We start from the raw sequence: 14,524 nt of genomic DNA on the forward strand, positions 1-14,524 counted from the left end.
CCCCGGCATGCTCTGGACGCTGGCGATCCTGCCGGCGATCTTCCTGTTCGGCTATGTCGCCGGACTGCCGCTCTACGTGTTCCTTTATCTGAAAACCCACGGACGGGGATGGATCGAATCCGGCGTGTACCTCCTGGCGACGCTGGCGGTGGTCTATCTGGGCTTCTACAAGCTGCTCGGCGTGCCGCTGCCCTTCATGCCGCTGGAGTTCAGGTAGGGGCGGGGGGGACGGCGTTTGTCGATGGCTCGACGCCGGACGGAACGGCAGCGTAATCCGCATACCGGCCTTGCCGCTTTGTCCCGTTTTTCATTCAAGCTACGGCCCTGAATCCCGCATCGCGTTCCGGGTCGCCGCCTTGGGGACGCTCACGCCGCAGCCGGCTTCAGCGTCGGTATTTTCCTGATCTCGGCGGCCAGTGCGCGTTCGGCATGCCAGGTATCGTGGGCACGCTGCATGCGCACCCAGACGCCGGCCCCGTCGCCGAACAGCTTGCCGAGGCGGACCGCCACGCCCGGCGACACCGGCTTGCGCTCGGCCAGGATGTCGTAAAGGTGCTGGCGGGAAATGCCGAGAAGGGCGGCGATCTCGGTCTTGGTCCTGCCGGTCGCGGGGATCACCTCGCGCAGCAATTCGCCGGGATGCGTCGGGCACCGGTTCGGGTCGCGCCTGGCGGCATATTCGGCCATGGTTCGGCTCCTTTAGTGATACTGCTCGAAATCGACGCGGACGCAGGTTCTAAATCGTAGGCCGTAGGATGGGTTGAGCGCCAGCGAAACCCATCGCATTGCGCGAACCGTCTTGCCTCTTCACCATCCCCCATCCCTCGCCCCGCCCCCCGGTCTCGCCTTCGGCCAGCGCGCCGCCCCTGGCTCGGGCCAATGGGTTCCCGACTTCTCGGGAACGACGATTTTTGGCTCAGTCGAGCCGGGGCACGACGATGAAGGGGTGTCGCCGCTTGTCCGGGATGGATGCCGTTCTTGTTCCCGGCACCCGCGTTCGCCCTCCCGCATTCCGCCCGCGCGGCGGATTTAATCGATCGATTGATTAAACTGCTCTCCGGTCCGTCTTTTCAGCGCCCGCGGGCGCGCGGTTTAATCAATCGATCGATTAAACGTCGCTTGGCCGCTGCCCCGTCCTGGGCTCCGGCCCTCAGTCGCGGATGTCCTGCAAAAACCACTCGGTGGGCAGGCTGCGCCCGAGGCCGAGCTCTTTGGCCTTGCGGTAGACCAAGCCGCCGGCGGCGGAGAACTGCAGCCCCTGATTGCCCATATTGTGGTAGAAAGTGATCTGCCGGTCGTTCTCGCGGCCGACGGCCCGCCCTTCCACCAGATCGCAGTAGTCCGGAAAGTCGCCGCCAAACCCCACCGATTTCGTCTGCGGCGGCAGCCGCTTCATCTCCTCCGCGCTGCCGGCGACAAAGGCGACGGGGCTGTGCCCGATCTCCGACAGGACGCGCTCGCCTTCCTCGAGCTTCAGCCCGCCCGCGCCCTGCCGTACCTTGACGTCGAAGCGCGAAAGCGCCGCCTGGCTGATCTCCGCCGGGCCGAGCATCGACACATGCATGCCGGGCTCCAGCCAGTCGGCCTCGAAGGTCGGCGCCATGGAGTCGGTGCAGGTCGACAAGATGTCGACGCCGCGGACCGCCTCCCGCGCGCTGTCCACCGGGATCGCCTCGATGGCGAGTTTTTCGCTCATTTCCCTGGCATATTGCTCGCGGTTCTCGCGCGTCGGGCTGTAGACCTTGACCGAACGGATGTCCCGCACCGTGCAAAACGCCTCGAGAAAGGTGCGCGCCATGCCGCCGGAGCCGAGCATGCCGACCGTGGCGGCGTCGCGGCGCGCGAGATGCTTGGCCCCGATGCCGGCGCCCGCGCCCACCCGCATATGCTGCAGCACGCCGTCATTGATCAGCGCCAGCGGCTCGCCGTTCCGGGTGCTGAACAGCATGATCAGGCCGCAGAAGGTGCCCGGCTGGACGCAATATTTGTTCTCCCGCGGGTTGCCCGCCGCGTCGCGCGGCCAGGTCATGACGTCGGACTTCATGCGGATGGCGAAGATCCCGTCGTTGGCGCCTTCCATCGTGCCCCAGCGGTAATAGCCGTCGTCGCGCTCGCACGGCACATACATGTCGATGCGCGGCCGGTGGATCGCCCCGCCGCTCGGGATCTGGCGGAACGCTTTTTCCAGGGCGTCGATGCAGTCGGCCATGGTCAGGACCGTCTCGACCACGTCGTTATGGATGAACAGCATCTTCTTGGTCCTCCCCGGCGGATTTACCCGCCGCCTTCTATGTGAACGTCGATCAGCCAACACTCACCGCGCTCAACCGCGCTCAAACCGCGTTCAAACGCGTCGAACAACGAGGATTCCGCGCTGAGAGGCCCGACGGATGTCCATCCGAATCCTTTCGCGACGGTGGCGAGATCGGGGGCGGGATCGTCGATGCGCTGGCCGATCCAGCGGTTCTCGACCGGCCGGCCGCGCGCTTCGGCGACGTGCTCCTGGTGGCGTACATCGTTGAAATAGCTGCGGTTATTGGCGACGACGAGCAATAGCGGGATGGCGTATTTGCGCGCCGTCCACAGCGCCGTCACCCCCATCAGGCAGTCGCCGTCGCCCATGATCGCCACGGAAAGCCGCCCGGTGCCCTTCAGCGCCAGCGCCGCCCCCACCGCCAGCCCCGGCCCGGTGCCGACGCCGCCTCCCCCGTCGCCGCCGACATAGTCGAGCGGCCCGCGGAAAGTCAGCGCGTCGCCGGGCCAGCGCAGCGGCAGCTTGACGATGCTCGCCGGCCGCCCGGCCAAGGCCCGCGTCAGCGCGGCCCCGATGGCGTGGTAGTTGATTTTGTTTGCGTTTCCGGTGGAATTTGCAGGTTTCTTCGCGGTCTCCGCCGGCCAATCCGATGCCTTCTTCGCGGCCGCGGCAAGGCGCCTTTCGACCTCCGGCAGCAGCGATCTCACCGCCATGTCCGGCTCCACATTGAGCGCCACGTCGGCCGCCGGCAGGGCGAAATAATCCATCGACCAGCCATTGTGCAGGCCGTAGTCCACCGTGCAATTGATGAATTTCGCCGGCGGCGACGCGCTGCCGAACACCGCCTCGAACGTGCCGCCCGGATCGACCCAATCGAGGCCGAGGATCACGTCGGCCCGCCGCACATACTCCTGCGCCGGGGCGCCGAGACGAATGCCGGCGGGCGCGGCGTGGAGCGGGTGATCCGTCGGGAAAGCGGCGGCAACCTTCAGGTCCGTCAGCACCCGGGCGCCCAGCAGCTCGGCGAGGCGCACGCGCCGCTGCCAGTCTTCGGGATCGCGGGAGACGCGGCCCGCCAGGATCAGGGGACGGCGCGCATTCGCCAGCAGATCCGCCGCCCGAGCGAGGCTCTCCGGCGAGGGGACCGGCACTTCGCCGGGGTCGAACCGTTCAAGCGCCGGAAATTTGAACTCCGCTTCGACCGGGTCCTCTTGCAGCGCGACATCGAAACAGAGATAGACCGGGGCGCGCGGCGCCCTGTGGGTGATCTGCCAGCCCCGCAACAGGGACTCGACGGCCGCCTGCGCCGAGCCCGGCTCGTCGTCCCATTTGATGAAATTGCGGATCATCGCCGCCTGGTCCTTCGCCGTGTGGATCCATTCGATCCAGGGCCGGCGCCGTGTCGCATCCATCGGCCCCGTCGCGCCGAGGATCAGCATCGGCGCCCGGTCGCACCAAGCGTTGAAGATCGCCATGGAGCCGTGCATCAGCCCGACATTCGAGTGTACCGCCACGGCCATCGCCCGTTCGGTTACCTTGGCATAGCCGTGGGCGATCGCCACCGCGTTTTCCTCGTGCAAGGCGACCAGGATCTCCGGATCGCGATTGCCGAGAAAGTTGACCAGGCTGTCGTGCAGCCCGCGATAGCTGGCCCCTGGATTGAGCGCGATATGGTCGATGCCGAGGCGGCGCAGCATGGTGGCGATGACGTCAGCTGCCCCATCCCAACTTGAACTGCCCCGCGTCGATGGGTCGTTCGGCGTCGCTCGCGCCTTGCGTCATGGCATTCTCCCTTTGTCGCAGGCGCACGCCCCATCCCCATGAAGTCTACGAATGCTTGACGTCTCACTAACGCGGAATGCAAACGATCTTCTTGCGTCAGTTGCGTCCGATGGTTAGTAGAATTCGACTCCGGCCGCTCTCCCGCTTTCGATACTTTTACAATCAAGAAGCTGAATCTTTTGGGGCTTGGTTGGGGGTTCCGGCCGTTAACGTGACATGATGGATCTATGTGGCGACGATGAATTTTGAGGTGGTCCCACTTCATTGGACAGGTTGGCGGCCTGGTTAAGGTGTATTCCGGTTTCTGATCATGCCGCCAGAATCCTGTTTACCACGTCCTGCCGATGCTGCTGAGCCTGTGGGGATGTGGGCAAGGCGCGAGCCTTGTCCATCATCTCCACAGGCCGCCCGGCCGCGTAGGCTTCCGCCGGCGTCCGGCCGGCCAGCGCCGAGTGGGGCCGCTCGGTGTTGTACAACACGACGACGGAACGCCCACAGGACCGAGAAGCGCGAACTTCTTTATCCGCGGCATCCATGGGCCGGATGCCAAGTTCACGTTCATGAGGTGATCGAGAAGGCTGGCCGGGAGGTTTTCCGCTGCAGCCTCTCTGGGTGGGCATCCGATCGGTGGCTGGAGGTTCCGGCCTGGATGTTCGATCGTGCAGCCAGCGCGACGTGGCGGGTCGGCGCTGTTCCCCATGTTGATGTTGCTGCGCTCCGCGCTTTGGCGATGCTGCTACAGGATGCGATGCCTTGCTCGGACCCGCCATCTCAAATGCGGGATTTAAGCGCAGCATTGGGCTCTCACGACTCAAATCGGGGAGATGTCCATGCCACACCCGCCCAAGACATATCAGTTCGATCTGTTCTCCAACCCGCACGACGCCGAGGCGGCGCAGACGCCGCAATGGCAGGCGCTGCCTGTGGAGACGCGCCAGGTGCTAACGAAGCTGATGGTCCGCCTGATCCTCGACCATGCCGACGGCGATCGCACTCCGGAACGGAAGGAGATGCGTCATGATGTCTGAGAAGATCAGGCCGCACCACCTGGAGCGCAAGGCTATCTTGTATGTGCGGCAGTCCTCCGCCCATCAGGTCCTCCACAATCGCGAGAGCAGCGCCCTGCAATATGCCATGCGTGATCGCCTGACGGCGCTGGGCTGGTCTCGTATCGATACGGTCGATGATGACCTCGGTCGCTCGGCGGCGGGCGGTGTTGCGCGCGAATTTACACCCATTTGCGGCATGCGCCGCATCGACGCTGACCGCCTCCTTCTGATCTCGGCCGCAAACATCGGTCCGAACCGGTTCCACCAGGCCCGTACCGTTTCATAGCTGATGTCGATGCCGCGTTCATGGAGCAGATCTTCAACCTACCGCAACGACAGCGGAAAGCGGACATACATTATGACCGCGAGGCGGATGATCTCAGGCAAAGTGTTGAAATAGCGGAACGGATTTCTCATCCCCAGACGCTACGAAAACCGCCCCACCGGCTCAAGCCAGTTTTCTCTGACACAGCCTGGCCGACTTTTCCGCCGCCGCTTGGCCGGTTTTTATTCCGCCGTTGACACAAACCCATCTAGTCAGGCGCGCCGGCGTCGAGCTCCGTCTTGGCGATGCGTTCAAGCCAGCGGACCACCTCGGTATGATCATCCGAGGTCTCCACATTGAGCTTCGCCGCCGCGAAAATCTCGCGCGTGGCCGCAAGCAGGGGGGCGGGCGTGCCAGAATGGCGGGCCGCGTCCTGGATACGGTCGATATCGCGCAGCAGCCCGGCAAGCGAATAACCGGAGCCGAACCGTCTGGAGAGGACTTGCTCCGCGAATGCATCCGGCAGAGCGCCCGGCGTCGGGGAGACGGTGGTCAGCACCTCGATCGCGGCCTGGGGCTGCAGGCCGAGGCGTTTGCAGACGATCATCGCCTCGACCGTAGCCACCAGATTCAATCCCGCAAGCGCGCCCGCGAGCGACTTGGCCAATGCAGCCGTGCCGACCGGTCCGGTGCGGATCACCTGATCCGCCAACGCCTCGAGCACCGGCATGGCGCGCTCGACCGGCCCGGTCCGGCCCGCGACCAGGATCTTGAGCGATCCGGCCACGGCGTCCTTCGGCGATCCGACCGGGACAGCCTCGACCCAGTGCGCGCCTTGCGACACCAGGGCCCGCGACAGCGCCGCACCGGTCTGCGGCGCCGTGCCGCTCATGTCGATGACCAGGGCATTGGGCTTGAGGCCGTGGATAATGCCGTTCGGCCCGCTCACCGCCTCGCGGAGCGCGGCGTCATCCGGCAGAACCAGCAGGATGACCTGCGAGAGCTGCGCCAGATTGAGCGGCGTCGCCGCCGGGCTGGCGCCGCCCTGGGCCACGTAATATTGCAGCGTCTGCGGGTTGGGATCGGCGACCTGGGGCGCGAAGCCCTCATTTTCCAAACGCTTGGCGATGGGCCCGCCCATTGTGCCGAGCCCGACGATGCCGAGAGAGAACTCCGCCATGGCGAGCCTACAGGGCCTCATCTTCGGGCAGCATGCCGCTGACCAGGAACATGTCGGTCAGAAGCGTGCGGACATGCAGCGACGCGTTGAGATTGTCGATCTTCTGCGAGCTGATAGCGGCCTGCGCGGTGACGAGGCCGATCGCGGCGCCGGCCTTCTCGGCATCGGCATCGAGCGTCGGCAGGAACCGCGCGAGCGCCGCCGCGCCGGAGCCCTCGCCGACAGCCGCCTTGCAAGCCGCGCCCAGCCCCTCGAGCGCCCCCTGGAAGCGCTCCAGATAGTCGCGGATTTCGTCCGACGGCCCGCCCTCCGTGCCGCGCCGGCCCTGCGCCGCATAGGCGAGCATGAACTCATAGGCCGATTCGATCGCGTCGATTCGTTCGGCCACGCTTGGCTTGCTGCTCATTCGTTTGATCCGCTCTCTTCTTGAAACTCGTGAGAGTGAGGCTATTCGGCCGGTTCCTGCGAACGCGCGGGAACGGTCTCGGCGGCAGGCTCCTCCTGCTCGGCCGACCAGCGGGCGGGATCGAAGGTATCACGATATTCCCGGCGCGTGATCCACCCGACGATCATCGATCGGGTGAAGAACAGCTTTTCCGGCCTGAGCGCGAAATAGACATGGATGATCAGCCCGCTGAGCAAGGCCATGCTGGCATAGCCGTGAATGACATAGATCAGGCCCCAGCTATAGGAGGACAGGAAGTAGGGATTGCGCTGCCACAGCTCGGTGTCGATCTTGGCCAGCATCAAGAGGCCCGTGGCGATGATCAGCAGCACCAGCACGGTGATACCGAGATGATAAAGCTTCTGGGCGACAGAATATTTGCCCTGACGGACCGGGGGCGCCGCCCGGTCGACCAGCGCGCGGCGGACGATGCGCCAGCCGTCGACAACGTCGCGCGGGCCGGGGACAATCGAGCCGAGGCTCTGCCAGATGCTCGCCCGGACGATATGGAACAGCGTCACAACGGTCAGCACCAGCCCCGTGATCCAATGGGTCGGCACCCAGTTGAACTTGAAGCCGAGGATCGGCAGGAATGCGGTCACGACCAGCACCAACACCGATACCGCCATGATCCAATGGAACAGCCGGTCAGCCAACCGGTGCCTGAGGAGGCGGTCGGGACGCGTGTAATCCTGGCCGGAACCGATACTGGAAACCGCCATCTGTTCTGTTAAATCCGCTTAGGTTCAGTCTTTCTGTGCCGCGGCTGGCTTCGGTCTCAAGAACGCCTTGTAGAGCGCGTGCAAGATGACGAAGGCCACCCCGGCGAGGACGAAAAGATAGAGCGGGTCCCAGGCAGCCCCGACGAGCTCGCTCTGGCTGTATACGCCACGGCTGACCCGGACCCACTCCATGTTGCCTGCCGCGCCTTCAAGCGGCGTTGCGGATGGCCCTCATCACGAGGTTGGCCATCAGCGGCACCTTGAAATGGTTGAAGTTCAGCGGCCGCGCTCCGCGCGTCGAAGTCTGACCGGCGGCCCGGATGAGGCCCTCATTGACGGTCTTGCCGGTGACCACCTGCTCGGCGGCCGTGATCCGCCGCGGCGTGCACTCCACACCGCCGCAGGCCACGCGCGCCCGTTCTACCACGCCGTTGCTGACCTTCAGTGCGGCGGCGACATTGACCAGCGGGAAGTCCCAGGTCTGGCGGTCGGTCACCTTCTCGAAGTAGAACTTGGCGCCGGCCCAATCGCCGGGAATCCGGACCGCGACCAGCATTTCGTCGGGTTCCACCACCGTCATGCGGGTGATGTCGATGGCAGGCCCGATGAAAAAGTCCTCCGCGTCGACGACACGCTCGCTGCCCGCCTTGCGCAGCACCATCTTGGCGTCAAGTACCACCATGACCGGCGCAAGATCCGAGGGTGTCACGGCAACGCATCGATTGGCATCGAAAATGGTGTGCTCGCGGTTCATGGCTTCGGGGGTGTCGGCGAAGCAGGTATTGCCGCCGGCCCGATAGCAGGGCAGACCGGCGCGGTAGTACCAGCAGCGGGTGTCCTGGTTGAGGTTTCCGCCGATGGTGCCGGAATTGCGAATCTGGGGGCTCGCCACCTTGCCGGCGGCATCCGCCAGGACCCGGTACTTCTCCTTGATCATCGGGTCCCGCTCGATTTCGGTGAGCGAGGTCAGCGCCCCGATTTCGATGCCCTCATCGGTCGCCCGGATGCCCTTCATCTCGGCAATGCCGGTGAGATCTATGACCACCTCCGGCCGTTTCGCCCGGTCCTTGAACCAGGACAGGCTGTCATTGCCGCCGGCGATCTTCCAGGCTTTCTTCCCGTGCTCGCCGAGCAGCGTCAGCGCGTCGTCTATGGTTGAAGGCTGGTAGAGCTCGAATCCGGGAATGACGTCCTTGATCAGCATGACTGTCCTCCCTCACATCGTATTGACGCTGAGCGGCTGGTAGGACTGCGGATTGTCCGCCAGCGCGTTGATGATCATGTCCCGGACCACCGGCGTGCGGTTGAAGTAATGACCGCCGAGCGCGTCGGAGATGGCGCAGATCAGCGCCGCCCCGGCGCAACCCTCCAGCGGCTCGCCGATGCCCTTGGCGCCGACCGGATTGGCCCGGTCCGGCTGCTCCACGGCCGCCCACTTCATGTCGACGGGGACGTCGAGATAGGTAAAGGGCTTGGCCTGGTCGAGCTGGACGTTGGCCGGCAGGCCGAGCGCCGGGTCATAGACAATGCGCTCCGTTGTCGCGAGGCCGAAGCCCATCGTAGCGCCGCCGGACACCTGCGTGGAGAGGCTCTGCGGGTGGATGACGGTGCCGCAGTCGGCAACGCCGACATATTCCTTGATCTCCACGCCGCCGGTCTCTATATCGAGCTCGATCAGGATGTAGCCCGCCGCAAGCGCCGGGGTATGCCCCTGCTGGGGCAACGTGTCCTTGGCGACGCCGATGAGGCCGCTTCCCGCCAGGGCCTGAACCGAAGCCCGGGTCATCGGGTTGATGTCCTCGGGGATTTCCTGGCCGCTGTATTTGCCGCCAAGTTCGACCGCCCGCCTGGCGGCATCGGCGAAGCTCATCGATTTCGCCGGGTCCGACTTGGACACCACCTTCTCGTCCTGCAGGTCGTAGTCCTCCGGCGCGCCGCCCAGGTCCTGTGCGGCGATTTCCAGCAGCTTCTGCTTGGCGTCCGTGGCCGCGACATAGTTGGTGCGGGTCATGGTGAAGGACGTGTTGGACCCGAACTGGCCGAGGTTCCACGGCAGGTGTTTGTCGGACCGGCCGCGCTCCAGGATCACATTGTCCCAGTCGTAGCCGAGCACCTCGGCGGCGACGCGGGACGTACCGGCATAGGAATAGGTGCCGAGATTGCCGACGCCGGTGTGCACGTGCAGCTTGCCGTCGGGCGTGATCCGCACCAGCCCGTCGAAGCCGCTGGAGCCGGCGGAATGGTAGGCAGAGCCGACCCCGACGCCGATCACCTTGCTACCGTTGCGCTGGCCGGAGAGCTGCTTCTTCTCCTCCCAGTTGAACAACTCGGCGCCCTTGTCGAGCGCATCCTTGAGGTAGGCGCTGGTCAGCGGACCCTGCTCCTCGCCCTCCTTGCCGTCATTGTCGGGCGCATTGATCCGGCGGACCTCCATCCGGTCGAGCCCGAGTTCCTTCGCCCCCTTGTCGATCAAGGGCTCAATGGCGAGCGCCGTCTGATTCTCGCCCGGTCCGCGCTGCGGGCCGCGCGGCGGCGTGTTGGTCAGGACCGAGATGCCGCGCCAGCGCATCGCCTCCGGCTGGTAGACGATCGAGACGGTATGGCCGGAATTGCGGAAGTCCCAGAAGCCGATATTCGGGCCGTTGTCCTGCACGACATACATGTCGAACGCGGTGATACGACCGTTCTCGGCAAAGCCGATCTTCGCCCAGCCCTGGAAGGCGGGCCGGCCCGATCCGAGGAAATATTCCTCCTCGCGGCTGACCCGCATCATCACCGGCCGGCCGGCCTTCTTGGAAAGGTGGGCCGGGATCGCGGGCAGCGGATAGGGAGTGCCCTTGGAGCCGAAGCCGCCGCCGCAGAACTCGGCGACGAAAACCAGCTCGTTCGGCTTGATGCCGATATAGTTCGCCAGGCCCGGAACGACGAAGGACTGGCTCTGCGAGGAGCCGTGAACGTAGCACTTGCCATTCTGCCAATAGGCCAGCGCCGAGCGGGACTCCATGGAGTGGTGCGATACGCCGGCGGTGACGAAGCTCTCCTCGATCACCACCTTTGCCTTGGCGAAGCCGGCCTCCAGATCGCCGTAAGACCACTCCTCGGCCGGACGACCCTTCGGCAGCTCGTCCTTTTTGCTGGTGGCGAAGTCCGTCGCCTCCCATTTGATCGTCTGCAGATCGAGCCGCACATTGGCGACGTTGCCGCCCTCGCGCGCGTTCGGTCCGCCGGGGAACAGGCTGTCGAGCGGATCCACCGTGAAGGGCAGCTGCTCCAGATCGACCTCGATCGCCTCGATCGCGGCGGCCGCGATCTCCTCGCTTTCGGCGGCGACGGCGAGAATCGGCTCACCGACATAGTGCGGCTCGTTGGTGAGGATCGGATTTTGCGGCGGCGGGAAGGACGGCACGTCGTCGGCGGTGATGATCGCCACGACGCCGTCCATGGCCATCGCCTTGGAGGTGTCGATATTGCGCACGCGGGCGTGCGGCATCGGGCTCAACAGGAGCTTTGCGTGCAGCATGCCTTCCGCGACGAAATCCTCCGCGTATTTCGCCTGGCCGGTGACCTTGGCGTGGACGTCCGGAGGAAGGAAATTCTGACCGAGCAGTTTGTAAGCCATCTTACGCCTCCCCAGCAGCACGCATGACCGATTTCAGATAGTGGTCGTAGGCGCCGCACCGGCACAGATTGCCGGACATCGCCAGACGCGCCTCTTCGACGGTCGGCTTCGGGTTGGATTTCAGCAGCGCCACGGCGGACATGATCTGGCCGGGTGTGCAGTAGCCGCATTGCGGACCCAGCTCCTCGACGAATGCCGCCTGCACCGGATGAAGCTGGCCATCGGGACCCGCCAAGCCCTCCACCGTCGTGATCTCCCGGTCGCGAACCGAGTGAGTCAGCGTGGTGCAGGAATAATAGGCGATGTCGTCGACCGTCACCGTGCAGGCGCCGCATTCGCCGCGGTCGCAGCCGAGCTTGGTGCCGGTGAGGCCGAGCTTGTAGCGCAGCGTGTTGGCAAGTGTCTCATAGGGCAGCACGTCCACCCGGCGCACCTGACCGTTGACCTTCAAGCTGATCAGCCTCTCGACCGCGCCGGGTTGGGCGCGGGCCGGGGAGATCACGCCGCCACGGAACATGTAGCCCATGGCTGCCACGGTGGCGCCCGATGCGATGACCCCTTTGATGAAGTTGCGCCTCGACATCCGCGCCCGAGCAATCTCGCTCAGCGGTTGGTTGGCATTCCCTGGATCGTCAACAGGATTTCCGTCTTGCACGACCGTGTCGTCGAGCAACGGGGGAGAGAATCCCGACATTGCCGTCTCCCTTGAGCTTTTCCTCAACCATGGCGGCGCGAGCCTCCACTCGGGCCGGCCGGACGGCTTTTTTCATCTTGATGATGGGACGCCGCCTCGGAATTAGATTGGATCAATTCGATAGTATGTGCAACTGGAAATGCCGTCGCCGACGGCATTTTTCGACAAGAAACGGGGTGGGGCGAGAAAGATAGAGGATAGACTACGCGGACAAATCAATAGACTACGCGGACAAATCAAAGGTTTGTGGGCTCTGAGCCGTCCCTAGCGGCTTTGATGCGCGCGGCGCCATTCCACTGTCATGTGCGAGGAGCGCACGAAATCCTCCGCGTCCATCCGCAGGGCCGCCTCATCGCGGCAAGCAAGCCCGGCGGGAAAGCCGTTGGATAGGGCAAGGTCGCACCACATATACGCCCTCGCGAAGTCCCGGCTGACCCCACGGCCTTCCAGATAGAGCGTGCCGAGGAAGAACTGGGCGGTCGGCTGGCCCTTGTCGGCGGCGCGGTTGAACCAAAGCGCAGCCGTCGAAGCGTTCTGGCCGACGCCCAGACCCTTGAAATAGAGGTAGCCGAGAGCGGCCTGGGACTTGCCATCCCCGCGCATCGACAGCGGCCACCAGTTACCGAACGCCGTGGCATAATCAGCAATGTTATAGGCGCTGAGGCCGGCGTCGAAATCCTGCGCCACGGCGGGCGCCGGCGAAATCAGCACCGCCGCGTTCAGGATTAATGCCCAAAAGCCGGCCTTCATGTGACTGACTCCCGCGTAACGCGCAACAACCGATATCAGGTCTTCCGCCCGCTCTCAACTTGGGGATGCATCCCGCGGCCGGACCTGCCGGGCCCGCATCCGATTTGTCCCTTCCAAAAACCTTCTTTAGCAGGCTGTTGAAAAAGGGGCTCGCGGCTTGATCGCTATCGTGATTCACTCGGTTGATGCAAATCGAAGCAAACCGGGGGTGATGGTGCGGGGCACGGACGATCGTACGGGGGAGCTGTTCTCCTACGTGGACCTTGAGGCGCGGGTTCGTCGGGACCATCCGCTGCTGGTGATCCGGGTCATTGTGAACGAGGCGCTTGCGGCGTTGGAGGTTGATTTTGCGCGGCTCTACGCGCGGATCGGCCGACCATCGCTCGCGCCGGAGAAGCTGCTGCGGGCGATGCTGCTGCAGGCGTTCTATTCGATCCGCTCGGAGCGGCAGTTGATGGAGCGGCTGGAGTTCGATCTGCTGTTCAGGTGGTTCGTGGGGCTCGGGGTGGATGATCCGGCCTGGAACCATTCAACGTTTTCGAAGAACCGCGACCGGCTGCTCGAAGGCGACATTGCGGCGAAGTTCCTGGCCGCTGTGCTGGCCCAGCCGCGGGTGAAGAAGCTTTTGTCCACCGATCACTTCTCGGTCGACGGTACGCTGATCGAGGCCTGGGCGTCGATGAAGAGCTTCAAGCCGCGGGATGGTTCAGACGAGCCGCCGACGGGCGGCGGGCGCAACCGGGAAGCGGACTTCCGCGGCCGGAAGCGGTCGAACGAAACCCACGTCTCGAGCACCGATCCCGATGCCAGGCTTTATCGCAAGGGGGCGGGCAAGGAGGCCAAGCTGTGCTTCATGGGGCACGGCTTGATGGAGAACCGCTTCGGCCTTCTCGTCGGCACGTGCCTGACGCCGGCCGACGGGCATGCCGAGCGGGTGGCGGCGCTTCACATGATCGAGCCTCATGCCGACCGGCCGCGGCGGATCACACTTGGCGGGGACAAAGGCTTCGACGCCGAGGACTTCGTCAACGAACTGCGCTCGATGGGGATAACGCCGCATGTGGCGCAGCACACCAACGGCCGACGATCGGCGATCGACGGACGCACCACCCGGCACGGCGGCTACGCCGTCAGCCAGCGCATCCGCAAGCGCATCGAGGAGGCGTTCGGCTGGATCAAGACCGTGGCCGGCCAGAACAAGACCCGGTTCCGGGGCGTCGTCCGTGTCGGCTTCGCCTTCACCTTCGCGGCCGCGGCCTACAATCTGGTGCGATTGCCGAAGCTGATGGAGGCACCGACATGACCGGCCCGGCCGGCTGCCGGCTGATCGGTCGATGGCGCATCGTCGAGGCCGATCTGTGGGATCGCGACCATCTCGATCTGGTTGAACCCGCCACGATCACCATCCGCGCCGACGGCCGGGGCGAGATCGCCTTCGGCGCGATGCAGGCCGGCCTCGAGCTCGAATACAGCCGGTCCATGGTCTTCTTCACCTGGGAAGGCTTCGACGAGATGGACGAGGTGAAAGGCTCCGGATCGGCCGAGCTGCTCGACGATGGCTCGATCGAGGTCGAGTTCGCATACCACCTCGGCGACGAGGCCATCCTCAAAGCCGAACGTGTGAATTCTTCAACAGCCTGCTAGTGTTCTGTCCCATTAATAAATTTACATATCTTGCGAACGGATTCATGATTCGCTCCTGCCAGGGAGGGGATCATGGCGCGCATTGGACGACCTCAGGAAAGAGAACTGGTGCTTGCGGAG

16 protein-coding genes and 2 pseudogenes are annotated in these 14,524 nt (G+C 64.7%); 5 read left to right on the plus strand and 13 right to left on the minus strand.

Annotated elements, in window-relative coordinates:
• Positions 1-217 (plus strand): hypothetical protein (locus Q8P46_14880; protein ID MDP2621431.1); only part of this gene is annotated, 217 nt, incomplete at its 5' end.
• A 149-nt stretch (positions 218-366) separates the two neighbouring features.
• Here the strand turns inward: Q8P46_14880 and Q8P46_14885 are convergent.
• From Q8P46_14885 to Q8P46_14895, 3 genes are all read right to left on the minus strand, one after another.
• Positions 367-687 carry a HigA family addiction module antitoxin gene (locus Q8P46_14885; protein MDP2621432.1) on the minus strand — a complete coding sequence of 107 codons (321 nt, stop codon included), beginning with the start codon at positions 685-687 and terminating at the stop codon, positions 367-369.
• A gap of 463 nt (positions 688-1,150) precedes the next feature.
• Entirely contained in the window at positions 1,151-2,251 is a 1,101-nt protein-coding gene (locus Q8P46_14890) for an ornithine cyclodeaminase family protein (GenBank protein MDP2621433.1), read from the minus strand.
• A 23-nt stretch (positions 2,252-2,274) separates the two neighbouring features.
• Complete coding sequence (locus Q8P46_14895) at positions 2,275-3,951, minus strand: thiamine pyrophosphate-binding protein (GenBank protein MDP2621434.1); 1,677 nt, start codon at positions 3,949-3,951, stop codon at positions 2,275-2,277.
• A 915-nt stretch (positions 3,952-4,866) separates the two neighbouring features.
• Between Q8P46_14895 and Q8P46_14900 the strand changes: the two genes are divergently transcribed.
• A complete protein-coding gene (locus Q8P46_14900) occupies positions 4,867-5,064 on the plus strand; it encodes a hypothetical protein (GenBank protein ID MDP2621435.1) in 198 nt (65 codons plus the stop codon).
• Complete coding sequence (locus tag Q8P46_14905; GenBank protein ID MDP2621436.1) at positions 5,054-5,371, plus strand: hypothetical protein; 318 nt, start codon at positions 5,054-5,056, stop codon at positions 5,369-5,371. The genes Q8P46_14900 and Q8P46_14905 overlap by 11 nt, the downstream gene beginning before the upstream one ends.
• Here the strand turns inward: Q8P46_14905 and Q8P46_14910 are convergent.
• From Q8P46_14910 to Q8P46_14955, 10 genes and pseudogenes are all read right to left on the minus strand, one after another.
• Positions 5,311-5,502, minus strand: a pseudogene (locus Q8P46_14910) (IS6 family transposase). The gene Q8P46_14905 and the pseudogene Q8P46_14910 sit on opposite strands and share 61 nt — an antisense overlap.
• A gap of 116 nt (positions 5,503-5,618) precedes the next feature.
• Entirely contained in the window at positions 5,619-6,530 is a 912-nt protein-coding gene (locus tag Q8P46_14915) for an NAD(P)-dependent oxidoreductase (GenBank protein ID MDP2621437.1), read from the minus strand.
• A 7-nt stretch (positions 6,531-6,537) separates the two neighbouring features.
• Positions 6,538-6,936 carry a hypothetical protein gene (locus tag Q8P46_14920; GenBank protein ID MDP2621438.1) on the minus strand — a complete coding sequence of 133 codons (399 nt, stop codon included), beginning with the start codon at positions 6,934-6,936 and terminating at the stop codon, positions 6,538-6,540.
• A gap of 41 nt (positions 6,937-6,977) precedes the next feature.
• Positions 6,978-7,697, minus strand: coding sequence for a cytochrome b/b6 domain-containing protein (locus Q8P46_14925; GenBank protein ID MDP2621439.1), 720 nt, complete (start codon positions 7,695-7,697; stop codon positions 6,978-6,980).
• 24 nt (positions 7,698-7,721) lie between these two features.
• Positions 7,722-7,889, minus strand: a complete 168-nt coding sequence (locus tag Q8P46_14930) for a hypothetical protein (protein ID MDP2621440.1) — start codon at positions 7,887-7,889, stop codon at positions 7,722-7,724.
• A 16-nt stretch (positions 7,890-7,905) separates the two neighbouring features.
• Complete coding sequence (locus tag Q8P46_14935; protein ID MDP2621441.1) at positions 7,906-8,901, minus strand: xanthine dehydrogenase family protein subunit M; 996 nt, start codon at positions 8,899-8,901, stop codon at positions 7,906-7,908.
• A gap of 12 nt (positions 8,902-8,913) precedes the next feature.
• Positions 8,914-11,316 carry a xanthine dehydrogenase family protein molybdopterin-binding subunit gene (locus tag Q8P46_14940; protein ID MDP2621442.1) on the minus strand — a complete coding sequence of 801 codons (2,403 nt, stop codon included), beginning with the start codon at positions 11,314-11,316 and terminating at the stop codon, positions 8,914-8,916.
• A gap of 1 nt (position 11,317) precedes the next feature.
• Positions 11,318-11,833, minus strand: a complete 516-nt coding sequence (locus Q8P46_14945; protein MDP2621443.1) for a (2Fe-2S)-binding protein — start codon at positions 11,831-11,833, stop codon at positions 11,318-11,320.
• Positions 11,810-11,899: pseudogene (locus Q8P46_14950) on the minus strand (twin-arginine translocation signal domain-containing protein). Before Q8P46_14950 ends, Q8P46_14945 begins: the two are co-directional and overlap by 24 nt.
• Before the next feature lie 375 nt (positions 11,900-12,274).
• Positions 12,275-12,760: a tetratricopeptide repeat protein gene (locus Q8P46_14955; protein ID MDP2621444.1), complete on the minus strand. Its 486-nt coding sequence runs from the start codon at positions 12,758-12,760 to the stop codon at positions 12,275-12,277.
• Between the two features lie 214 nt (positions 12,761-12,974).
• On the opposite strand from Q8P46_14955, the gene Q8P46_14960 reads away from it, so the two are divergent.
• Both Q8P46_14960 and Q8P46_14965 read left to right on the plus strand, forming a co-directional pair.
• On the plus strand, positions 12,975-14,063 hold the full coding sequence (locus tag Q8P46_14960; GenBank protein MDP2621445.1) for an IS5 family transposase: 1,089 nt from the start codon (positions 12,975-12,977) through the stop codon (positions 14,061-14,063).
• Entirely contained in the window at positions 14,060-14,404 is a 345-nt protein-coding gene (locus tag Q8P46_14965; protein ID MDP2621446.1) for a hypothetical protein, read from the plus strand. The genes Q8P46_14960 and Q8P46_14965 overlap by 4 nt, the downstream gene beginning before the upstream one ends.
• Positions 14,405-14,524: the final 120 nt, after the last annotated feature.

It is taken from the genome of Hyphomicrobiales bacterium (assembly GCA_030688605.1).
Taxonomy (GTDB): domain Bacteria; phylum Pseudomonadota; class Alphaproteobacteria; order Rhizobiales; family NORP267; genus JAUYJB01.